The organism is Pantoea sp. EA-12 (genome assembly GCF_030053355.1).
GTDB classification, from domain to species: Bacteria; Pseudomonadota; Gammaproteobacteria; order Enterobacterales; family Enterobacteriaceae; genus Pantoea; species Pantoea vagans_C.
This window is the reverse complement of sequence record NZ_JASGBY010000010.1, coordinates 144,643-165,242: the sequence shown is the minus strand read 5'-3', so window position 1 is coordinate 165,242 and position 20,600 is coordinate 144,643. Positions and strand designations below refer to the sequence as shown.

General features: G+C 53.0%; 22 protein-coding genes. 7 read left to right on the top strand and 15 right to left on the bottom strand.

Annotation, left to right across the window (positions count from 1 at the left end):
- Positions 1-8 precede the first annotated feature (8 nt).
- Positions 9-1,166 carry an FAD-dependent urate hydroxylase HpxO gene (gene hpxO / locus QMZ30_RS16400; RefSeq protein ID WP_283228192.1) on the bottom strand — a complete coding sequence of 386 codons (1,158 nt, stop codon included), beginning with the start codon at positions 1,164-1,166 and terminating at the stop codon, positions 9-11.
- A gap of 251 nt (positions 1,167-1,417) precedes the next feature.
- On the opposite strand from hpxO, the gene QMZ30_RS16395 reads away from it, so the two are divergent.
- Both QMZ30_RS16395 and QMZ30_RS16390 read left to right on the top strand, forming a co-directional pair.
- Positions 1,418-1,657: a hypothetical protein gene (locus QMZ30_RS16395; RefSeq protein WP_283228191.1), complete on the top strand. Its 240-nt coding sequence runs from the start codon at positions 1,418-1,420 to the stop codon at positions 1,655-1,657.
- Positions 1,658-1,732: 75 nt separating this feature from the next.
- On the top strand, positions 1,733-2,983 hold the full coding sequence (locus tag QMZ30_RS16390; RefSeq protein ID WP_283228190.1) for an acid phosphatase: 1,251 nt from the start codon (positions 1,733-1,735) through the stop codon (positions 2,981-2,983).
- Between the two features lie 32 nt (positions 2,984-3,015).
- Here the strand turns inward: QMZ30_RS16390 and QMZ30_RS16385 are convergent, their stop codons facing one another.
- The 10 genes from QMZ30_RS16385 to QMZ30_RS16340 all read right to left on the bottom strand — a co-directional run bounded on the left by QMZ30_RS16385 (position 3,016) and on the right by QMZ30_RS16340 (position 13,138).
- Positions 3,016-3,516: an RES family NAD+ phosphorylase gene (locus QMZ30_RS16385; RefSeq protein ID WP_283228189.1), complete on the bottom strand. Its 501-nt coding sequence runs from the start codon at positions 3,514-3,516 to the stop codon at positions 3,016-3,018.
- Complete coding sequence (locus tag QMZ30_RS16380; RefSeq protein WP_283228188.1) at positions 3,516-3,998, bottom strand: Xre family toxin-antitoxin system antitoxin; 483 nt, start codon at positions 3,996-3,998, stop codon at positions 3,516-3,518. The genes QMZ30_RS16385 and QMZ30_RS16380 overlap by 1 nt, the downstream gene beginning before the upstream one ends.
- A gap of 89 nt (positions 3,999-4,087) precedes the next feature.
- A complete protein-coding gene (locus QMZ30_RS16375) occupies positions 4,088-4,417 on the bottom strand; it encodes a DHCW motif cupin fold protein (RefSeq protein WP_283228187.1) in 330 nt (109 codons plus the stop codon).
- Between the two features lie 66 nt (positions 4,418-4,483).
- The gene (locus QMZ30_RS16370; protein ID WP_283228186.1) at positions 4,484-5,971 is read right to left on the bottom strand and encodes an FGGY-family carbohydrate kinase; all 1,488 of its coding nucleotides are present in this window, start codon (positions 5,969-5,971) and stop codon (positions 4,484-4,486) included.
- Positions 5,972-6,031: 60 nt separating this feature from the next.
- Positions 6,032-6,871, bottom strand: coding sequence for a class I fructose-bisphosphate aldolase (locus QMZ30_RS16365; protein ID WP_283228185.1), 840 nt, complete (start codon positions 6,869-6,871; stop codon positions 6,032-6,034).
- Positions 6,855-8,609: a glycerol-3-phosphate dehydrogenase/oxidase gene (locus tag QMZ30_RS16360; RefSeq protein WP_283228184.1), complete on the bottom strand. Its 1,755-nt coding sequence runs from the start codon at positions 8,607-8,609 to the stop codon at positions 6,855-6,857. The genes QMZ30_RS16365 and QMZ30_RS16360 overlap by 17 nt, the downstream gene beginning before the upstream one ends.
- A complete protein-coding gene (locus tag QMZ30_RS16355) occupies positions 8,599-9,591 on the bottom strand; it encodes a sugar-binding transcriptional regulator (protein ID WP_283228183.1) in 993 nt (330 codons plus the stop codon). The genes QMZ30_RS16360 and QMZ30_RS16355 overlap by 11 nt, the downstream gene beginning before the upstream one ends.
- A 13-nt stretch (positions 9,592-9,604) precedes the next feature.
- Positions 9,605-10,600, bottom strand: coding sequence for an ABC transporter permease (locus QMZ30_RS16350; RefSeq protein WP_283228182.1), 996 nt, complete (start codon positions 10,598-10,600; stop codon positions 9,605-9,607).
- Positions 10,597-12,099, bottom strand: a complete 1,503-nt coding sequence (locus tag QMZ30_RS16345) for a sugar ABC transporter ATP-binding protein (protein WP_283228181.1) — start codon at positions 12,097-12,099, stop codon at positions 10,597-10,599. The genes QMZ30_RS16350 and QMZ30_RS16345 overlap by 4 nt, the downstream gene beginning before the upstream one ends.
- Before the next feature lie 10 nt (positions 12,100-12,109).
- On the bottom strand, positions 12,110-13,138 hold the full coding sequence (locus QMZ30_RS16340) for a substrate-binding domain-containing protein (RefSeq protein WP_283228180.1): 1,029 nt from the start codon (positions 13,136-13,138) through the stop codon (positions 12,110-12,112).
- Between the two features lie 286 nt (positions 13,139-13,424).
- Here QMZ30_RS16340 and ampC point away from each other — a divergent pair, with 286 nt between their 5' ends.
- On the top strand, positions 13,425-14,543 hold the full coding sequence (gene ampC / locus QMZ30_RS16335; RefSeq protein ID WP_349306835.1) for a class C beta-lactamase: 1,119 nt from the start codon (positions 13,425-13,427) through the stop codon (positions 14,541-14,543).
- A 42-nt stretch (positions 14,544-14,585) separates the two neighbouring features.
- Here ampC and QMZ30_RS16330 read toward each other — a convergent pair whose 3' ends face one another.
- Positions 14,586-15,218, bottom strand: a complete 633-nt coding sequence (locus tag QMZ30_RS16330) for a LysE family translocator (protein WP_283228179.1) — start codon at positions 15,216-15,218, stop codon at positions 14,586-14,588.
- A gap of 134 nt (positions 15,219-15,352) precedes the next feature.
- On the opposite strand from QMZ30_RS16330, the gene QMZ30_RS16325 reads away from it, so the two are divergent.
- The 3 genes from QMZ30_RS16325 (at position 15,353) to QMZ30_RS16315 (ending at position 16,687) form a co-directional block, all read left to right on the top strand.
- Positions 15,353-15,652 (top strand): putative quinol monooxygenase, encoded by a 300-nt coding sequence (locus tag QMZ30_RS16325; protein WP_283228178.1) that lies wholly within the window; start codon positions 15,353-15,355, stop codon positions 15,650-15,652.
- Positions 15,653-15,812: 160 nt separating this feature from the next.
- Positions 15,813-16,295, top strand: a complete 483-nt coding sequence (locus tag QMZ30_RS16320; RefSeq protein ID WP_283228177.1) for a hypothetical protein — start codon at positions 15,813-15,815, stop codon at positions 16,293-16,295.
- The gene (locus tag QMZ30_RS16315) at positions 16,292-16,687 is read left to right on the top strand and encodes a VOC family protein (protein ID WP_283228176.1); all 396 of its coding nucleotides are present in this window, start codon (positions 16,292-16,294) and stop codon (positions 16,685-16,687) included. Before QMZ30_RS16320 ends, QMZ30_RS16315 begins: the two co-directional genes overlap by 4 nt.
- Positions 16,688-16,720: 33 nt before the next feature.
- Here the strand turns inward: QMZ30_RS16315 and QMZ30_RS16310 are convergent, their stop codons facing one another.
- The 3 genes from QMZ30_RS16310 to QMZ30_RS16300 all read right to left on the bottom strand — a co-directional run bounded on the left by QMZ30_RS16310 (position 16,721) and on the right by QMZ30_RS16300 (position 19,057).
- The gene (locus tag QMZ30_RS16310) at positions 16,721-17,710 is read right to left on the bottom strand and encodes a zinc-dependent alcohol dehydrogenase family protein (RefSeq protein ID WP_283228175.1); all 990 of its coding nucleotides are present in this window, start codon (positions 17,708-17,710) and stop codon (positions 16,721-16,723) included.
- Positions 17,711-17,816: 106 nt separating this feature from the next.
- A complete protein-coding gene (locus QMZ30_RS16305) occupies positions 17,817-18,713 on the bottom strand; it encodes a LysR family transcriptional regulator (RefSeq protein WP_283228174.1) in 897 nt (298 codons plus the stop codon).
- Positions 18,714-18,721: 8 nt separating this feature from the next.
- Positions 18,722-19,057: a cupin domain-containing protein gene (locus QMZ30_RS16300; protein ID WP_283228227.1), complete on the bottom strand. Its 336-nt coding sequence runs from the start codon at positions 19,055-19,057 to the stop codon at positions 18,722-18,724.
- Between the two features lie 241 nt (positions 19,058-19,298).
- Here QMZ30_RS16300 and QMZ30_RS16295 point away from each other — a divergent pair, with 241 nt between their 5' ends.
- Positions 19,299-20,561, top strand: a complete 1,263-nt coding sequence (locus QMZ30_RS16295) for a DUF1479 domain-containing protein (protein ID WP_283228173.1) — start codon at positions 19,299-19,301, stop codon at positions 20,559-20,561.
- Positions 20,562-20,600: the final 39 nt, after the last annotated feature.

Sequence of the window (20,600 nt, the reverse complement as noted above, 5' to 3'; positions counted from 1 at the left end):
GAAGGCGCTTAACCCAGCGGTCCACCTTCAATGGTGTCACACATACCGGCCAGCACCCGCTCGCCGGTTTCATTTTTCAGGTCTGCATACCATGCAGCGGTAACTGCTGCATCTTTCGCATGGGTGACATCGCAACGCTTGCGCGCTTTTAACACCAGATCTTTGGTGCGTTCCACGCGACGCGCTTCGTAACGCAGGAGCGCATCTTCAATGCCCAATGAGTGCGAGGCCAAAGTCTGTGCCAGCACCACCGCATCTTCCATCGCGGCACAACCGCCCTGACCGATATCAGGTGTGGTGCTGTGCGCCGCATCGCCCAGCAGCGCCACGCGACCTTTCACAAAACGGCTAAAGGGTTCGATATCGTGAATTTCCACGCGGTTAGTGGTGTCTGGATTGATGTTGTCTATCAGGCGTTGCACCGGATCGGCCCAGCCCTCGAAGTAACCGCGCAGATCGTTTTTGAGTGTAGAACGATCCTCTGGCAGGCCTTTAGGCAATGGCACGTCAAAGAAGAAGTAGAAGCGGTTATCGCTGACTGGCATCAGCGAAACACGTTTACCTTCGCCCACAAAGGTGGTCCATTGATCGGCCGGGGCGATGCTCTCATCGATGGTCACCAAACCGTTCCAGTTAACGTAGCCTGCATAGCGGCGCTCAACGCTTTCACCCAACACATAGTGGCGAATCACCGAATGCGTGCCATCGGCAGCGATCAGGAAATCACCACTTTCCTGAGTGCCATCATCAAACCAGGCGGTAACACCGGTATCGGTTTGCTCGACTTGTGTGACGCGTTTGCCAAATTGAATGCGCGAACGGCCATAGGTATCAATCAGCATCGCCTGCAGCTCTGCGCGTGCGACCGGGTAAGGGTATTCGCCCACCTGTTGCACCAGTGGCGTCATGCTGAAGCGGGTCAGGGTGTTACCGCTGTGCCCATCGTTGTAGGCCATGAAAGCCATGTTGCCGCCCAGTGCGCGCAACGGCTCTTTCATACCCAGCGCATTCAGGCACTTCACGCCGTTTGGCCAGATAGAGATGGCGGCACCAACAGGTTTCATCTCTTTTACTGCCTCAAATACCGCCGTCTCAAATCCCGCTTTCTCCAGCGCGATCGCCGCGCTCATGCCACCGATACCCGCTCCAATTACAATCGCTTTCATCACCGTCTCCTTTATCTACCGGTAAATGCTTGCAACTTTTGTACCAATGATTGCATGCGAAAAGAAATTGTTTAAATAATTGATATATATAAAATAATACAAATTTCCTTTATTTGGATATGCACTATTTTGGCGCAACACCATGCACTTAAAAAGCGCTTTTCACGGCTTTATCTGAATCGAAAGTTTCATCATGGTATTTGTTTGAGGAGGCGTCATACTCTTTAAAGCGTTTTAAAGAGGAGTTTCCCATGAAGTGGATAATGGTTTTCACCCTATTTTTGAGCGTCAGCGCCTTGGCACAAACCCAATGGCAGCCCGAACGTAAAGCACCGGTGGTACAACTGACGCCAGTAGCAGCGAAATGTGATCTCTCAGCGTGCCAACAGAACTGTTACGTGCAGCAATCTCAGTGCAAAAACGATAACGGTGGCGGCTGCGGCTCGCTGGCACAAATTTGCGTACAAAACTGTTCAAGTCAGTGCAAGTAATTGAAATAAATCTGTCATAACAGGGTGCTAGCGTATTTCCCCGGCAAGGTAATGTTCTGATAACAGGGGAAAATAATGAAAACCCGCTACACACTGATTGCAACGGTTTTACTGCTGGCTCAGCAGGCACACGCGACGACACTGCCACAAGCCGCCGCGCTGGCAGCACAGACATCTACTGGTTCTACACCGGGTTATACCCAGCTTGAGCAGCAGTCGCTGCAGGCGGAGCGCAAATATTTGCAGGGCGATAGTGCTACGCTAAATCGCGCTCTGCTGGAAAAAGCCAGGCAAACCTCTACCCAAGCCGATAAAGCCTGGCTGAAAAGCAGTGGCTATGATTTCAAGGCTAAGCAGAATCAGCAGGCTGGCATCGCACTGCTGTCGGGATTCAGCACCTTGCCATCCAGCGTACTGGACGCCAGTCGCGCCACCGTGACCAACATCAACCTCAACGCCACACAGAATGTGCGTCACCAGGCGTTGCAGGATGCTGAAGCCATCAGCAGCCTCTATTTCCTGTCTGATGCCATGGGGCCACGCCTCGGCAAAGCTTTCCTGGCGGCCTATGATAAGGGTGAAATCGGCAAAGCCGCCGCGCTGATCAAAGCCAGTGAAGTCAGCACCAGTGCCGCCAAAAAGCACTTCAATTATCCGCGTCCTTTCCTGCATGAAGGCAACACCATTCATTTGGTGCCAGATGACGTCGTGGTGAAAGACAATGTGCGCTATACCGCTGACGGCGGGTCGTTCCCGAGCGGCCATACTAATACCGGTTATACCGATGCCTTATTAATGGCCGAAATGGTGCCGGAACGATTTGAAGCGCTGGTGACACGCGGTGCACGCTATGGTTATTCGCGTCTGGTATTGGGCGTGCATTACCCACTGGATGTGATGGGTTCACGCATGGTGGCAGAGCGCAACGTGGCCACTTACCTCAACGATGCCCGTTACCAGGTACTGTTCAAAGAAGCGCGTGACCAATTGCGGGCCGCACTGGAGAAAGAGTGTGGTACCTCGCTGGCTGAATGTGCACGCACAGCGGGTAAAGATGACCCGTATCGTTCGCCAGACATGAAGACGTTCTATCGCTTCACCATGAGCTATAACCTGCCAAAAGCGGATGTGAAAAATACGCCGGTTCAAGTTCCGCAGGGTGCGGAGATTTTGCTGAAAACCGCCATGCCGCATCTGTCTGATGCACAGATCCGCAATCTGATGGTGAAAACGGCGCTGCCAAACGGTTATCCGTTGTCGGGCAATGCTGAGCAATCATTCTGGCAGCGAGTGGATCTCACCGCAGCCTACGCGATGGCGAAATAATGTTTACAGGGCGTGCCTGGGGCGCCCTGAGTCTATTCTTTGATGCGGCGATCGATGGTGAAAGGTGTTGATGTGGCATGTGCGATGATGTCCGCCGCAGCAGGATGGTCGGGGTTGAACAGGGCGTTATCTTCACCGGTTAAAATACTCGGCACGGTCATCAGCAGCGGATAGCCACTTTCCAGATTGAGAAAGGCCGCGCCGATGGCTTGTGTCGCTTCCTGTTGCTGATACTTCTCCCAGCCTCGCGGCAGTTTGCTGCTATCCAGCGCAATGATTTCACTCTCTGGGATCGCCAGGGTGAAGATCACGAATCGATTCTGTTCCAGCAGCGTCTTGCCTGCATGCACCACCGTTTCCAGTAATGCTAACGCTCTGGAACTGCTGAGGTAGACCGCTTTGGTGCCAGGTGGATTCCAGCGGCCGCCCCATTTTTCCGCGCCATAACCGTTAAATGCCTGGCTTACATATTCTTCTTTCACTAAACGATAAAACATACGTATTGATTCAGCCGGTTCCTTCCGTTGTGGCATTACACAATCACTCCATGTTCCAGGCGACCCGTCAGGGTGAGTATGGCGTCGCAACCTGCTGGCGTGCTCAGCATTTCTATGGGTTGCGCCCCATCCAGCGCCAGTGCGGGTTGATACATCCACTGCATCGCCACTTCGGGATCGCCGCCAAACAGGTGAATGACGGCATCCAGTACTTCAAATACCTGATAGATGCGCGCGCCCTGGTCAACGGAAAGTTGGCTGCCGGATTTCTCACGTCGGCGATAAGTATTACGATCAATAGACACCATTTGTGCCACATCAATCGGTGTTGCTTTAAGAATTGTTGCGGCGCGCACCACAATACCGACATCAATTCCTTCGGTAATAAGCTTATGTGCCTGCAATCGGTTTCGGGGAAGCCCCATTTGATCCATAAATGACGGGTCAGCATGGGGGATCAGCGAAGGGTCAAACACACGCGCGCCACGAGTATGATTGAGTGCAGATGTCATAGACATGTAACCTCCTGACGATGTTCACTTGAACATTGTAATGCATCAAGTGTACATCAGTTCGCGTGGCTTGTCATTTTTTGAGCAGCCTAAAGTCAATCAACAATGAAAAGTTTGGCACCCAGGCGAGTAGAAGAGCGATGCGCCTCGGCGTTGTCCGCCACCTGATAGCTGACACCTGGCGTCAGGGTGAAGGTGCGGCCATCTTCCAGTTCTGTCACCATTTCACCTTCCAGGCACAGCAGAATGTGGCCTTTGCTGCACCAGTGGTCAGCAACATACCCGGCGGAATACTCGACCATGCGCACGCGAATGTCGCCAAAGCGTTGTGTGCGCCACAGCGCGTAGCCTGCGTCGCCGGGGTGGGTTTCGGTTTCGATGGTGCTCCAGTCGGTAATACCAAACGGCAGTTGATTGATTTGCACGAGATATCCTTATTGCGTTGACGAAACATCCACTATTACCACTCGGCTGAAAATAAACCAGTGAAATCAGCCGACTTCGCGCCACATTTCGCTCATCGCCAGTTCGAGCTTTTTAAATATCCGATACCGTGCATCGTGAAAGGCAAAACGTTCAGGTCTGGGCAATAGTTCGCCGGGCGTAATCTGTACCGCTTGTTTTACCGCAGCGGCCAGATCGGGCCAAACGCCGACACCCACGCCAGCGCAGAGTGCGGCGCCTAAAGCACCGGTTTCTTTGCACTCGGCTACACGAATGGGAATACCCAGTACATCGGCAAACATCTGTGGCCAGATGCAACTGCGTGCCGCACCGCCCGAAAGCGTCGCGTGAGTAAAAGGAATGCCTGCTGCCCGTAGACGATCGATGTGCGCCCGATGCGCAAACGTCACGCCTTCAAACAGCGCAAACAGCATATCTGCGCGGGTGTGCCAGCCGCCCAGACCGTAAAAACCGGCTTTGGCAGGTTCAGATTTGCGACCGGAGTAGAGGTAGGGGTGATAGAGCGGCAGCTGCGCATTCAGTTCGACATGCGCGACGGTGTCACTGCTGCGGGCCGCGCCTTGACCGCTGCGGCCATCGTCGAATTCACGCAGAAACCAGTCCAGATTGGCGGCCGAGGTGGCGCTGGCCTCAATGGCCATAAAGCGGTCTTTTTCGATGATCGAATTCATAAACACCGGACGCAGATAATCAGGTTTATCGACCACCACCTGATTAATGCTCCAGGTGCCCGCCACTATCGAGGCGTCACCGGTTTGCACCACACCTGAGCCGATGGCGCTGGCTACCACATCGAAAATACCCGCCACCACCGGAATACCCGCCGGTAACCCGGTCAGTTGCGATGCGCGATCGGTGACATGGCCGACCACATCACAGGATTCACGCAGGGGTGGCAGTAGGGCGAGAGCATCTTCAATACCGTACAACGCCATCAGTTGCGGGCTGTAATCGCGTTGCCGGTAGTCAATCAGTCCGGCGCCAGCGGCATCGGAGTAATCTGCGCTGATGGCGCCACTGAGAAAATGCGCAATCACATCTTTGGCGCAAAGCACATGACCGAGTTGCGCCCAACGATCCGGCTGGTGCTGTTTGATCCAACTGACCAACACCGGAGTGGCAGCGGGCCACGGCTTTTGCAGCGATAACTGATAGATCGCTTTATCCGCGCCGCTGGCTTCCAGCGCCTGCACGGTCTCCATGGCGCGATGATCAATCGATTGAATACCAAACAGCGGCTGTTGCTGTTTATCCAACGCATACAACCCATTACCATGGCCTGCGGCACCCACCGCAATCACTTCTCGCGCATCAGTTCCGGCCTGTTGCAGGCAGCGGCTCACCGCCTGGCTCACGCCGTGCCAGATATCTTCCACCGGACGCTCAGCGTAACCCTCCTGTGGTTGATGGGTTTCACCGGCGCACTCTGCCACTGACAGCACTCGACCAGTAAGATCAAACAGCACCGCTTTGATCATGGTGTTACCGGCATCTATGCCAAGAATTTGACTCATTTCCGACTCCGTTTTTCTGGCGAAGACGGCGCACCGCTTAAGCGCCGGTGCAGGTAAGGCTTAACCCTGCTGATAGATTTCCAGTGCATCTGGGCCGCTGGCACCCTGATGGATGATGGCCATGAGCGCTTTTACTACGCGCGACGGATTATCGTGCTGATAGACGTTGCGGCCATACACCATACCGCTGGCTCCTTGCGCCATCAGCGCGGCACTTTTTGCCAGTACGCCACCCAGTTCGCCTTTGCCGCCACCGCGCACCAGAGTAGGGCAACGCGCCGCTTCCACCACACGATGAAAGTCGTCGATATTTTCGGTGGGATCGGCTTTGATGATGTCCGCCCCCAGTTCACGCGCCAGGCGCACCAGCGGTACAATTTTCTCGACATCACCCAGTGAACCATAGGCAGCACCTTGCCCGGCCGGTGCCATCACTAAGGGTTCAATCATCAGTGGCATGGCATAGCGATCGCACGCCTGACGCAACCGGCCAATGTTCTCGACACACATGCGGAAAATGCCGGGTTCGTCTGGGATCAAGTAGAGATTGACCACCACCGCGGCAGCATCCATCTGTAGGGCAGCAAGAATGGGTTCATCAGGATTGTGCAACACGGCCCACATCTCACGATGACGCGCGGCGTTATAGGCATTACCGACATCGGTACGCATCACCAACGCCGGTTTGCGTCCGGCAACGCGCTGTAACAGATCGGCCTGGCCATAGTTGACCTGAATAGCATCGGGTTGTGCGGCGATTAGGTTTGCCATAACGCCCTCAATATTTTCTAAGCCAATCAGGAAATCAGGCTCGTTGGCGATGCCGTGGTCGATCGCCACATCAAGGCATTTACCGTGCTGAAACAGGCGGTTCATGCGGACTTTATTGGTTACTAACATGTTGTGTTTCCTCCTGAAAAATCGTGGGATTAAGGTGAGTCAGGCCGTGCCATTGCGCCAGACGGGCGCAACTTTGTTCCAGATGCTGCTTGCGGTGGCTGTCACTCCAACCCAGCGTGCTGGCTAAAAGGTGTGATATCTCTTCCACCAGCGGCAAGGTCAGTTCGCCGCAGATGGCCAAGGATGTGCGTCGCACCAGCAGATCTTCCAACTGTTGTACCTGTTCGTGCTCAATGAGATAACGCAGCTCCAACGCGCTGTAATCGCTGTGATATTGCAGCGGTTGTTCGCCTTGTTGCTGAATCTGTTGCAGGATGGGCAAAGCGCGGCTGCCGTAACGCTTCGCCAGTAATGACACGCGAGGCAGCGGCAGATCATATTGTTGCGCCAGTTGCGTCAGCCAGCGCGTTTGTCCGGAAGGTGCCGGAAAGTCACGGCCGCCACCGATAGGTATATCGCCGCTCGATTGACGCCGTTTTTCACCCACCAATCGCAATACCCGGTCTGCTGCCTCCTCACCAAACTGACGGAATGTGGTCCATTTCCCGCCCACCAGACACAGCACGCTGTACGCATGCGCCGCATCAGGCGGCAACAGCACCAATGAGTGATTACGGGATATCTGCCCGTTCACTTTTGCATCGCTGGCGGGCAGGGGGCGGACACCACAGAAGGTGTAGAGGATGGATGATTCGGGCACCACCACATTGGGGAAGACGAAGCGTAGCGATTCGAGGATGTAGGTTTTCTCATCCTCTTCACACACCACGCTATCGGGGTCGTCAACACGGATGTCGGTAGAACCTAACAGCACTTTGCCGAACCACGGGAACATAATGCACACCCGGCCTTCCTGGTTTTCGAAGTAGACCATCTCGCCGTCGAGCATGTGCAGCAATTCGGGATGGTCGATAATCAGGTGAGAACCTTTGGTGCCGCCAATTAATCTCGCCGTGGTTTCCGTGGGGGCCAACCGCTGATTAAGCTGATCGATCCACGCACCGCCAGCATTCACCAGCACATGGGGTTGCAGAGCAAAACGCTCGCCGCTGAACGCATCCTGAAGCGTGACGGATTCGCCATTGGTGCTGACTAACTGAAGATAATTCAGCGCCAGCGCGTCGGGGCAGGCGCGTTCGGCATCCTCTATCAATTCATAGCCTAAGCGTTCGGGGGCACTGATCCACGCATCATAATAGCTGGCGCTGTACTTCACCCACGGGGCAAAACCGGGCCAGCGGTCCCGCGTTGCAGCTTCTGCGCGCACCTGATGTTTAGGCATCGACCCATATTGTCGCGTGTAGATATCGTAAAGGCTCAGGCCCGTTTTGATCAGCAAAGCCCCCCGTCGGGTAGGTTTATCACTGAGTCGAAGAAAGCGACGAGTGGCGTTGATTAAACCACCGCCGAGATTGTCGATTGGCACCGTGGTGCGCAGCGGGAAAACGTAATGCGAGGCATTTTTCAGTAGCCGGTCACGTTCGGTCACGGACTCTTTAACCAGGGTGAATTCACCGGTTTCCAGATAACGTAATCCGCCGTGAATCATGCGTGATAGCGCGCCGCTGGCGGCCTGACACCAGTCGCCTTTCTCCACCAAAATCACCGGAATGCCCTGTAGCGCCAGTTCACGAAAGGTGCTGATACCGTTAATCCCCCCGCCGACAATTAAGACTGGGGCCGTAGTGCGCTGTCGTAGCGCGTTAAGTCGTTGTTCGCGTGTTGCGTTATTCTCCATGGGTTGCTCCCCGGCTCGTGGCCATCTCAAGTACGCCTGCTGCGGTGGATTCATCGGTAACGATGCCTTTCAACCAGCGACCGCGCAGCGCACAGTGGATGGGGTCCACCTTGTCGCGTCCGGCCACCACCGCCATTGAAAAAGGAATGCGTTGCAGCTCAGGTAATGTCAGACCCACCAGTCTCTGGTTGGCGTCAAATGGGGCGGGTTGGCCTTGTGCGTCCAGCAACCAGGCCAACAACTCACTGCGGGCGCCACTGGTTTCGATGCTGGCAGAAGCATGACGTGCTGCCAGATTTAAATCGTAGTAGCTGGAGTTGTCGCTGTGAATCGAGCCAAGGCCAATCACCGCGAGGGTGGCGTTGCGCGCTTTCTCCAGCACCTGATCCACGGCACTGATACCCATCAACATGTCGCGCTCCGTTGCCGAGTCGGTAAAAAGTGGGGCGTGAATTTGCCACGCATGGCCACCGAGGCGGGCGGCCATTTCTGATGCCACATGATTCACATCGGTGTAGTGCTTTCCCTGCACGCACCCCAAGGCGGGCACCACCTGCACGTCATATTTGCGAGCGGGATGCAGCGCTTCTACCATGGCGCTCACGCCTTTGCCGCCAGTAATGGCAATCACATCGCCATCTTTCAAACGTGACAGCAGATATTCTGCTGCGGCAGAGCCCACCATCTGCAAACTCTGCTCCTCACTACGCGCGACGTTGGGCGCCACCACCACCTGCTGCAACTGGCCAACTTGCATCAGGTCGTCCTCTAACTGGTGGGCTGATAGCCATGGCGACTTGATGGTGATCTCAACCATGCCGCTCTCTTTACCTTGTCGAATCAGACGGTTCACGCTGGCGACTGACAGACTGGTTTCAGTGGCAATCTCCGACTGTTTCTTACCGTCGAGGTAGTACATCACCAACACTTGATAGATTTGCCGGGCACTGTGAAACGCTGGATGTTCATGTTCAAATTCCATCTGTGAGTGATCCTTATGCCGCGCGAAATTTATTCAGCAGATGGTCAATCGACACAGCTGCCAGCAGAATCAATCCTTTGATTAATTCTTGCCAGTAGACAGACACGTTAATCAGAATCAGTGAACTGGTGACGATCGACAGCAAGGCCACGCCAAGCACCGCCCCCAGAATGGAGCCAGTGCCGCCTTTCAGGCTGGCTCCCCCAATCACCGCAGCTGCGATCACATTGAGTTCCATGCCGACACCAAAGGTGGGGGTAGCAGAACCCAACCGGGCCATGTAGATGATCCCCGCGACACCCGCCAGGGTTGAGGTCAGTACCGTGACCCACAGCTTGATGCGATTGATGTTAATACCCGAATACGCGGCCGCACGCTCGTTGCTGCCGGTGTAGAACACCTTGCGGAACAGCGTGGCTTTGCGCAGGAGAAAGTCGAAGAGGGCGACCAGCACAAAGAACAGGATAATCACAAAGGGAATGCCCCATAGCGCACCCTGCCCGATGAACTTAAAGTTTGCGGGGAGTGTGAACAGTGACAAGGGCGTACCCTGAGTAATGATCATGCACAATCCACGCACAATCACCATGCCAGCCAGTGATGCGATAAAATGGCTCAGGCCAATTTTGGTGACGGTGAGGCCCATCAGTAATCCGACCAGCGCCGCGGCGACGATACCGCCAAGGCTTGCCAGCCAAGGGTCCATACCGCTGAGGAACAGCTGGCCAGCGACGACCATCGAGAGGCACACCACTGCACCCACAGAGAGGTCTATGCCGCCCACGATTAACAATATCGTCATGCCAATGACCACGATTCCCTCAATGGAAAACGACAGCAACATGGCTTTCATGTTGGCCCAGGTCAGGAAATAGGGGGAAGTAAAACTCATCACCACGAAAATCAACGCGATAATGACAACCAGCCCGATTTCACGTTGTTTATGCAAGCCGCCAAACAGCGAGAGCCGTGATTTGCCTGTGCCAGGCAGTGTAGAATTCATGGTCATATTGCCTCCGCTTCAGTGGCGATGCCAGCCGCCAGCCGCATCAGGTTCTCTTCCGTCATGGCGTCACCGGTGACTTCACCACTGATGCACCCTTCGTGGATCACGATGATGCGATCGCAGATGCCGATCAGCTCCGGCAGCTCAGATGAGATCACCACCAAACCCACATTTTTATCCGCCAGACTGGCGAGTATTTGGTAAATTTCCGCTTTGGCACTGACGTCAACGCCGCGTGTCGGCTCATCCAGAAACACTATCTCCGGGTTTACCGACAGGACGCGTGCCAATGCCACTTTTTGCTGGTTTCCTCCGGAAAGGGATGACACCGGGTCGCTGAGTTTTCCGCGTTTCAGCTTGACCTGCTGTGCCAGCGCTTCTGCCTGCGCGCGTTCACGACCAGGGCTTAACGTCATGCCATGATGGCTAACGGCGCGGATATCCAATGCTGAGATATTCCAGTCAATGGGCATGGACAGGAATAACCCCGCGTCTTTGCGGTCCTCAGACAGGTACACCATGCGCTGCTGGATACTGGCGGCGTAATTTTTCAGTTTTACCGGTTGGCCTTTGATATAGATGGCACCTTTCGTGATGGGGTGTAGCGCGCAGACGCCTTGCGCAATTTCGCTACGACCCGCGCCCATCAATCCGCCGATGCCCAGGATTTCACCGGGAAACAGTTGAAAGCTGATATCCTGGAATCGCTTATCCGCGCTTAAATGTTGCACCTCCAACAGCGGAGCGGCGCGGTTAACGGCTCTTTTCATTGGATAGAGTTGCGACAGCTCACGACCGACCAACCGGGTGATAACCTCATCGGTAGTCATACTCGACAGCGGCGCACTGTGCACAGTGCGACCATCACGCAGAATGGTGATGTGCTGACAAAGCGCAAAAATCTCCGCCATGCGATGGCTGATGTACACCACCGTAATGCCCTGATCGCGCAGTTGACGCACAATGCTAAACAGCGTCTGTGCTTCCGGCTCGGTGAGGGCGGCGGTGGGTTCATCCAGGATTAACAGGCGGCAATCCAGCGTCAGCGCTTTTGCAATCTCAACCAGTTGCTGCTGCGATAGAGAGAGATCGCCGACCTTTTTACTGACTGGAATTGGCGCAAGGCGATTCATCACCTGCTGCGCTTTATCGCGTAAGGTTTTGTGAGGTAAAAGCAGACCGCGTTGCTGATGCGCCATCCAGATATTTTCATATACGCTGATATCTGGGCACAGTGCGATTTCCTGGTGCACCAATCCAATTCCAAGCTTTTGTGCTTCACGCGGAGAGCGAATAGTGACAGGTTGTCCATCCAGCATGATTTCCCCGCTGTCCGGGCGCAAAATGCCATCGATGATATTCATCAAAGTGGATTTCCCTGCACCGTTTTCACCCGCCAGCGCGTGAATTTCGCCGGCCTGCAGAGTGAGATCGACGCCCTGAAGGGCTTGTACCGCACCAAAGCACTTACTGATGCCACGTAATTCCAGCAATGCTGTCATGATCGGCTCCTTACTCATTGATGCCTTTGGTGCCACGGCGCTTCAGGTAGCTATCCCAGCGGAAATCGTCTGCATTGTCTTTGGTCACCACGGCATAACCGTTATCAAGAATCGGGAAAGAGAAAGGGTTAACGCCGTTGCGCTTGGCATCGTTCATCGGGTCGATTAACTCAGGATGAGCGGCGAGGAACAGCGTCATAAAGCCCATATAGCCCTGAATACCCTGATTCGGGTTGATGGCGCCAAATACCTGACCACTTTTGATCATGTCCAGCACTTTGGCGTTGACGTCCACTGTCATCACTTTCACTTTGCCGCCGTTCTCAGCCACGGCCTGTGCAGCACCAATCGCCGAACTGGCTTCTGGCATGAATATGCCTTTCATATTAGGGTGCGCCTGCAACATCGACAGCACGGCGTTGTAGGCTTTGGAAGGGTCCTGATTCGTGGCGGCTCGGGCGACAAGTTTGCTTTCAGGGAAGGCCGTTTTCATTTCATTAATAAAGGCGGTGACGCGTCGGTCGTGGTTGTCCTGCCCGGGATTTTCCAGTACCGCAAATTCAGCCCCTTTGCCCATGGCTTTACCCAGTTCGTCGGCGGCCGCTTTGCCCTCGCGGAAGTTATCAGAGGTGATGTAGGCCACCCGTTTGCTGTTTGGTGAGTCGGCGGCAAAGGTAACCACCGGGATACCCATCTCGGCCGCACGGTTTATCGGTTCGATAAAGGGATCGGGATTCATGGGATGAAGAAAAATTCCCGCTGGTTTTTGCGCGAGAATCTGCTCAAAACTCGCCAGTTGCTGGTTGACGTCATACGCGGGTGTGCCGCCGTAGACCGTTTTACAGCCCAGTTGATGCGCAGCTTGTTTGAACATCTCGTACACCGGGAACCAGTATTCCACCCCGGTTACCATAACGTTCATGTAATAGGTTTCACCCGGTTTACAACGGAACTGGGGTGTGTCATCTGCGGCGCGGACGTTGCCCATCACGGCACTGGCGAGAGCAATACTGGTGAGAAATGTGGCGATCTTTTTCATGTTGTTCCCCGGTGTAGACGCTGAATGTAGAGGCTCAGCCGTGACAACAGAACGCGGTAAAACGAGCCGGGGTAAGTCTTGAAAATTATTTCAAGTGCTAGAAATAATTTTCATAAGCTATAAAAGCTGGCGGAAAAAAGATCAATTTACTGTGAACAGATTGTTTCAAGGTTGTGATCACCCTCAATTTATCGCGGTCAGCACAACCTAAGGTTTGGCTAATGCGGCACAGGATTTTATAATCACGCGTTGTAATAATGGCTTCACTGAATAAAAAGGAATTTCCATGCGTTTTAAACTCACGGTGCTGGCGTTGCTGGCAAGCTGCAATGCACTGGCACAAACCCCCGCGCCGGACACGATTATCAAACCCCTGATGCAGCAATATCAGATTCCCGGCATGGCTGTGGCCATCCTGCATAACGGTAAAACGGAATTTTATAATTACGGTGTGGCATCCAAAGAGACTCAAAAACCAATCACGCAACAGACGCTGTTTGAGATTGGTTCGTTGAGCAAAACCTTTACCGCGACGTTGGCCAGCTACGCCGCGCAGCAGAAAAAGCTGCAATTTAGCGATACAGCCAGCACATGGTTGCCTGAACTCAAAGGCAGTGCTTTCGATCAGGTTTCACTGCTGAATCTGGCCACCCACACTGCCGGTACACCTTTGTTCGTGCCGGATTCGGTCACCAATCAGCAGCAGTTAATGGACTGGTACAAACACTGGCAGCCTGACGCTAAGCCCGGCACCGTGCGCGTTTATTCCAATCTTGGCATTGGTATGTTGGGGATGATTGCCGCGAAAAGCTTGCAGCAGCCTTTTATCAGCGCAATGGAAAAGCAGCTTTTACCGGCCATGGGCATGCACCACAGCTATGTGCAGGTGCCGACGTCAGCCATGGGGCAATATGCGCAGGGGTATAACAAGCAGGATAAACCGGTTCGTGTTACACCGGGTCCGTTGGATGCAGAGTCTTATGGACTGAAATCGACCTCATCAGATTTGATTCGCTGGTTGGCGATCCAAATGGATGAGCAAAAAGTCTCGCCTGACTGGCAGCAAGCCATAGTTCGCACGCATCAGGGTTACTACCGAACCGATGCATTCACGCAAGCAATGATGTGGGAGTATTACCCGCTGCCCGTTACCGCACAGCAACTGGTTGAGGGCAATAGCGCGCAACGCATTATGAAAGGGATGTCTGCGACACTGATTTCGCCACCGCAGCCTGCGCCACAACAGGCATGGTTCAACAAGACCGGTTCGACTAACGGTTTCTCTACCTACGCCGTGTTTATCCCGTCGCAGAAAATCGCGGTGATCATGCTGGCGAATAAATGGTTCCCAAATGACGATCGCGTGATCGCAGCGGATAAAATCATTAATCAACTGAATAAGTAGCTGTTAACTCAGGGCGCATTATTGATGATTGGCGCCCTGACATTATTTGCGCGCATCCAGCGCCAGCTTTACCGCCATTCCCGCCAGCACCGTGCCCATGAGCCAACGTTGCATACGCTGCCAGCTGGGACGGGCCAGCAAAAAGGACGAAACCTGGCCTGCGGTAGTGATGAAAATGGCGTTAACCGTCAGGCTAATCACAATTTGTGTGACACCCAGCACCAGCGATTGCATTAACACGCTGCCGTGATCCGGGGTAATAAACTGCGGCAGCAGTGATAAAAACATCATGGCGATTTTGGGATTCGCAAGGTTCGTGAGAAATCCCATGGTGAACAGTTTACGGTGGTTATCGGCGGGCAGGTCGCGCACCGCGAACGGGGATCGGCCACCCGGCTTCAATGCCTGCCACGCGAGATAAAGCAGATAGAGCGCACCGCCGAAGCGCAGCGCGTCGTACGCCCACGGCACCGCCAGCAACCAAGCGGTGATCCCCAGTGCTGCGCACAGCATGTAGAACACAAAACCTAACGCCACGCCGCCTAACGAGATATATCCAGCACGCTTGCCCTGGCACAGCGAGCGGGAAACCAGATAAATCATGTTTGGGCCGGGGGTCAACACTAATCCTAATGCCACCAAAGCAAAGGCTAACCAACTGGATAATTCAGGCATGCGTCACTCCTTGCGTTCATCATCAGCGATTATGACGTGAATGTTTTGGTGCAGGCAACGCACATTTAGGACTGACAGCAGGAATAAGCTGAGTTAACGTAAATCTGCTTTTTTTATTTAATAGGGAGATGAATATGACGGTTCCTGTTGTTGCACTGCTAACTGCGAAACCAGGCTGTGAAGATAAAGCTGAGCAATTATTCCGTGGCGTGATTGAAGAAACGCTACGTGAAGAGGGATGTATCACCTACCAGCTGAATATCGACAGCAAAAACCCGCTCCGCTTTGTCTGGACCGAAGAGTGGGCGAGCCAGGAATTACTGGATAAGCATCTCAATGCACCCCATATTGTTAAGTTGTTTGCCGATCTGGAGCCATTACTGGAGCAGGCGGAAGTGGTGGCATTGAAAAAAGTGGCGGGTGGTAATGCCTGATACAGAATAAGCAGATTTCGGTCTGCTTTTTTATTTTTCTGAATGTAGCGAGTCTGACATGGGATGTTTTGGTTCGGTAAGCAGAGCAGAGAATTTACGCTGGAAAAATAGTTCACCATTATTACCTGAATTTCACTTTCATGAAATTCACCGCGCCAGGATGCATGCAGACAGTGCGCCCACGATTATCCAGGCGCTGAAGCAATTCGATATGCAGCAGGATGTGATTGCGCGCACCCTGATGGCAATTCGAAAATGGCCTGAGAAGCTCTTACCCGGCTTCACACCTCAGGATTTTAACCTGCATCGATTCACCTTACTCAATGAATCTTCTGAAGAAATCACCTTCGGGCTGGTCGGGCGCTTCTGGCGTCTGGATATGGGGCTGGAAGCGATTAACGATGCACAGGATTTTATACGGCATGAAAACCCATTGCATGCGCGTTTGATCGTGCGCAATCAGGTCTTTCAGCGCTCGGTTGGCGAGTATGAGGTGGTGACCGAAACCTTCATTTACTGCCCGACGCCACAGGTAAAGCGTCGCATGCTTCCCTACTGGCTGACCATCCGCCCGGCCAGCGGTTTGATTCGTTTACGCATGCTTAAACTGGTTCAGCAGAATATTGACGGAGAGATCAAATGAGAACGCAAAAACGTTGTATGGGTTATGTAGCGATAGTGGTGGATGATTACGACCGCGCTATTGAATATTACACGCAAAAATTAGGTTTTCATTTAATCGAAGATACGCCACAGCCCGGTAAGCGTTGGGTGGTGGTGAATCCGAATCCGCAAAGTGACTGTAATCTGTTATTAGCGCAGGCGTCTAATGAGCGTCAGAAAAGCTTTATTGGCAATCAGTGTGGCGGCCGTGTGTTTCTGTTTTTGCAGACTGACGACTTCTGGCGTGATTATCAGCAGATGAAAGCCAACGGGGTGACTTTCTGTGAGGAACCACGTGAAGAGGAATATGGCACCGTGGTGGTGTTTGAAGATATTTATGGTAACCGCTGGGATCTTTATCAGAACAGATAATGGGCCCGACGCTCTGTCGGGCCTAAAAGAAGATTAGAGCGTGACAACAATCTTGCCAATCTGCCCATTGCTTTCCATGTAGCGGTGGGCATCGGCAATCTTGTCAAAGGTGAAGGTTTTATCAATCACCGGTTTTAACTGACCACTCGCTAAACCGGCGCTGACAAAAGCATGGGCACGCGCGCGTTTTTCAGCATCGGTCGTTATTTCAAACAGCTCGTAACCTCGAAGCGTAAGGTGTTTAGCCAAGATATCCATCACCGGTACTTCAATATTGCGGCTATCAAGTGCACCGTACTGGAAATAGTGTGCGCCGTTAGCCATCACCTGCATCAGTTTGGCTGTATCGGGCCCACCGACGGGATCAAACACGATATTGACCCCAGCCGAACCGCAGATTTGGTTAAGCTCAGCGACCAGATCCTGCTCATCACTGGCGATTACCTGTGCCGCGCCCGCTTGCAGCAACTGTGCGCGCTTTTCACTGCTTCGAGTGATAGCAATAGGGATGGCGCCGACCATTCGTGCTATCTGAATCGCCGCAAGCCCTACGCTACTGGAGGCGGCGCGGATCACCACATGCTGCCCAGCACACAATTGCCCATATTCTATTAATGCACCAAAGGCAGTGATATACATCATCCAGCTGGCGGCAGCCTCGTCGAAGCTCAGGTTATCAGGGTGTTTCACCACGGCATGAACGGGCACATTGACGACTTCGCCATACATTCCGTAGTCGGTAAACATAAATGATGGAATCACACTGACCTTATCGCCTACTGCAAAATCAGTCACATCTTTACCCACAGCGGTGACTGTACCTGCCGCTTCATACCCTAAGCGGGCGGGGAATTGAGGTTCAATCACGTATTGGCCGTTGCGATACATGACCTCTGCCCGATTCAGACCCAGAGCGGCAACGCGCATCTGTACTTCACGCGCACCGGGTGCGGCAACCGCACTATCGATAATCTCCAGGACATCCGCACTTCCTGTTCGATTAAACACCACAACTTTTGACATTGTTCAGACCTTACAAAGAGAGTTGGTCTAAATACTGTAATCAGCCTGAGGATGTCGAAAAATAGCGATTGGCTTACGGCAGAATTACGCAAAACGTAACAATCATCTATTGGCTGGCAAATCGTTCACTAAACCAACTGATAAATGCCTGAACTTTAGACGGCAAATAACGGCGGTCCGGATAGAGAATGGATATAGGTTTAGCCTGCGGTGGGTATTGCGGCAAAATTTCCACTAGTGCGCCTGAAACGAGATGAGCTGCCAGCGCCATGCGCGTTGCCTGAATAATGCCTAGTCCGGCCAATCCACATGAGAGAAGGATATCGGAGTTATCCACCAGAATTACGCTGTCGGATCGATGAGTAACAATTTTTCCTTCAACAGTGAAAGTCCACGTCATAATTTCACGACTGTGGTCACTGAAGAAATTGATCGCCTGATGCTGATGTAAATCTTCAAGTGATTGCGGCATGCCGTGTTGCGCGATGTACGCTGGTGCCGCGCAGGTGACCAAATCTATCTCCCCTAAACGTCGGGCAATAAATCCTGAATCGTGCAATTCTCCGAGTCGCACGACACAATCCACACCCGAAGCAATAAGGTCGGTGCGCTTATCCGAGGAAAGCAACACCACTTCGATATCAGGATAAAGTGCAGTGAAGTCCCCCAATGCGGGAATGAATAAACTGTGCGCCAGCGACAAAGGGATATCGATGCGAAGCCGACCCTGCGGTGGCAAAGTGGGTGAGAAATTGGCCATCATGTCACCAAATTCGCCCATCATCTGCTTGGCGCGTTGATAAAACTCTTCGCCTTCAGCGGTCACATTTAACTTACGCGTGGTGCGATGAATGAGCTTTACACCGAGTTCAGCTTCAAGTTGTTGAATAGCTTTACTGACAGCGGGGCGATGCAATTGCAGAAAATCTGCAGCTTGGCTGAAACTTCCTTTTTCCACCACCTGAATGAAAATATCCATGTAATCAAACATATTGCTGCGCATCATATTCCTCACAAATTGGTGCGGTCGCCTCGGGTCGTCGGATGTGAGATCACTAAAAACTCCACCGGGGATGCTGAATCATTACGCGCCTGATGTGGCGCTTCAGGAGTAATTTCAATCCCTTGCTGCGCCTGCAATCGGTGATATTCACCCTGTAATTCCATCGTCAGCTCACCGCTCAATACAAAGAAAAACTGACGAGATACTGAGTGGTAATGACGCTGTTCGGCACTGCTTGCCGGCATTCTTTCATGGATCACCAGCCTGTCCTGGCGCTCAAGCAGCGTCCAGCCATCACAATTGCCGCCCCAAATATAATGTGGTGCATTCTCTTTAGAAATCATGGCGTTTCCTTTTGGTGCGGAAAATTTATCAACACCTTGTTTTAACATTAACGGCAGAACAAGCAAACAGTTGCAGCACGGCATTTTAACTGCCAGTACCCCGAGCAGGTTCCTGCAATTCGTTAGCAGAATAACTGTGATTCCAGTCATAAAACCAAGCGCAGGCGATTGGCGTAATTTTGCCCTTTTGTTATGAATGAAACTATATTATGTTTCAAATGAAACAAAGCGGAGCAAAAACATGAACACTATCTTTACCTCAGAACAACAACCCGAAGATTTCAAAACCAACGTGCGTCTGATGAAAAAGGTCCTCAGAGAGCAAATCGGTGATGTCGAAGGGCTGTTTGAGCAAGTCAGAAGCAAAATTGTCAGTGAACTTCAGGCCGCGCGGGCTGAAGAGGCGAAAAATGGTACGGCATGGCCGCAGGTCAGCGCACAAGATATTGCTGAAGGCCGCGTTAGCGATGAGGTGAAAAATCATATTCGCCGCCGCGGTTGCGTGGTGGTCAAACAGACCTTCAAACGCGATCAGGCGCTGGCCTGGGATGAATCCATGCTCAAGTACCTCGACGACAACGATTTTGACCAGGTTTACAAAGGGCCGGGCGATAACTTCTTCGGTAACCTGGATGCATCACGCCCGGAAATCTATCCAATTTACTGGAGCGATGCACAGATGTCGGCACGTCAAAGCGATGCCATGGCCAAAACTCAGTCGTTTCTCAATCGGCTGTGGACCTTTGAATCAAATGGCACGCGCTGGTTTGATCCTGATGTCAGCATCATCTATCCCGATCGTATCCGCCGTCGTTTACCGGGTACTACCTCAAAAGGGCTGGGCGCGCATACCGATTCCGGCGCGCTGGAGCGTTGGTTGCTGCCTGCGTACCAACAGGTGTTCAGCAAGATCTTCAACAATCAGTTCGATCAATATGATCCATGGGATGCGGCTCACCGTACGCAAGTGAATGAGTACCAGGCGGGCACCACTACCAAATGTTCGGTATTCCGTACCTTCCAGGGCTGGACTGCACTGTCCGACATGCAATTGGGTCAGGGCTTGCTGCACGTAGTGCCGGTTCCAGAAGCGATGGCGTATATGCTACTGCGCCCATTATTGAAAGATGTGCCCGAAGATGAACTCTGTGGCGTTGCGCCGGGCAAGGTGTTACCGGTTTCTGAAAAATGGCATCCAGAGTTGATTCAAGGACTGTGCTCGATTCCGGCGATGGAGGCGGGTGATTCCGTCTGGTGGCACTGTGACGTCATCCATTCCGTGGCACCGGTAGAGGACCAGCAAGGTTGGGGCAATGTGATGTATATTCCGGCGGCCCCTCTGTGTGATAAGAATGCAGCCTATGCCAGCCAGGTTGCGCAGGCGCTGGCAACCGGGGTTTCACCCGGAGATTTCCCGAAAGAGGATTATGAAGCCAGCTGGCGCGATCGCTTCACACCTGAGGCGCTAAATGCCAACGGACGCCGTAGTCTCGGTTTAGGCTGAGTTTCTGATAAGCTTGATAAAAATTAACGGACAGCAGGT

Excerpts from the sequence above, each read along its gene's own strand:
- QMZ30_RS16325 (WP_283228178.1), top strand. The coding sequence starts at position 15,353 with ATGACGGTTCCTGTTGTTGCACTGCTAACTGCGAAACCAGGCTGTGAA.
- QMZ30_RS16315 (WP_283228176.1), top strand. The coding sequence starts at position 16,292 with ATGAGAACGCAAAAACGTTGTATGGGTTATGTAGCGATAGTGGTGGAT.
- QMZ30_RS16310 (WP_283228175.1), bottom strand. The coding sequence starts at position 17,710 with ATGTCAAAAGTTGTGGTGTTTAATCGAACAGGAAGTGCGGATGTCCTG.
- QMZ30_RS16345 (WP_283228181.1), bottom strand. The coding sequence starts at position 12,099 with ATGACAGCATTGCTGGAATTACGTGGCATCAGTAAGTGCTTTGGTGCG.
- QMZ30_RS16330 (WP_283228179.1), bottom strand. The coding sequence starts at position 15,218 with ATGCCTGAATTATCCAGTTGGTTAGCCTTTGCTTTGGTGGCATTAGGA.
- QMZ30_RS16300 (WP_283228227.1), bottom strand. The coding sequence starts at position 19,057 with ATGATTTCTAAAGAGAATGCACCACATTATATTTGGGGCGGCAATTGT.
- QMZ30_RS16370 (WP_283228186.1), bottom strand. The coding sequence starts at position 5,971 with ATGAGTCAAATTCTTGGCATAGATGCCGGTAACACCATGATCAAAGCG.
- QMZ30_RS16385 (WP_283228189.1), bottom strand. The coding sequence starts at position 3,516 with ATGCCACAACGGAAGGAACCGGCTGAATCAATACGTATGTTTTATCGT.
- QMZ30_RS16295 (WP_283228173.1), top strand. The coding sequence starts at position 19,299 with ATGAACACTATCTTTACCTCAGAACAACAACCCGAAGATTTCAAAACC.
- hpxO (WP_283228192.1), bottom strand. The coding sequence starts at position 1,166 with ATGAAAGCGATTGTAATTGGAGCGGGTATCGGTGGCATGAGCGCGGCG.
- QMZ30_RS16395 (WP_283228191.1), top strand. The coding sequence starts at position 1,418 with ATGAAGTGGATAATGGTTTTCACCCTATTTTTGAGCGTCAGCGCCTTG.
- QMZ30_RS16320 (WP_283228177.1), top strand. The coding sequence starts at position 15,813 with ATGCATGCAGACAGTGCGCCCACGATTATCCAGGCGCTGAAGCAATTC.
- QMZ30_RS16390 (WP_283228190.1), top strand. The coding sequence starts at position 1,733 with ATGAAAACCCGCTACACACTGATTGCAACGGTTTTACTGCTGGCTCAG.
- ampC (WP_349306835.1), top strand. The coding sequence starts at position 13,425 with ATGCGTTTTAAACTCACGGTGCTGGCGTTGCTGGCAAGCTGCAATGCA.
- QMZ30_RS16355 (WP_283228183.1), bottom strand. The coding sequence starts at position 9,591 with ATGGAATTTGAACATGAACATCCAGCGTTTCACAGTGCCCGGCAAATC.
- QMZ30_RS16360 (WP_283228184.1), bottom strand. The coding sequence starts at position 8,609 with ATGGAGAATAACGCAACACGCGAACAACGACTTAACGCGCTACGACAG.
- QMZ30_RS16305 (WP_283228174.1), bottom strand. The coding sequence starts at position 18,713 with ATGCGCAGCAATATGTTTGATTACATGGATATTTTCATTCAGGTGGTG.
- QMZ30_RS16380 (WP_283228188.1), bottom strand. The coding sequence starts at position 3,998 with ATGTCTATGACATCTGCACTCAATCATACTCGTGGCGCGCGTGTGTTT.
- QMZ30_RS16365 (WP_283228185.1), bottom strand. The coding sequence starts at position 6,871 with ATGTTAGTAACCAATAAAGTCCGCATGAACCGCCTGTTTCAGCACGGT.
- QMZ30_RS16350 (WP_283228182.1), bottom strand. The coding sequence starts at position 10,600 with ATGACCATGAATTCTACACTGCCTGGCACAGGCAAATCACGGCTCTCG.
- QMZ30_RS16340 (WP_283228180.1), bottom strand. The coding sequence starts at position 13,138 with ATGAAAAAGATCGCCACATTTCTCACCAGTATTGCTCTCGCCAGTGCC.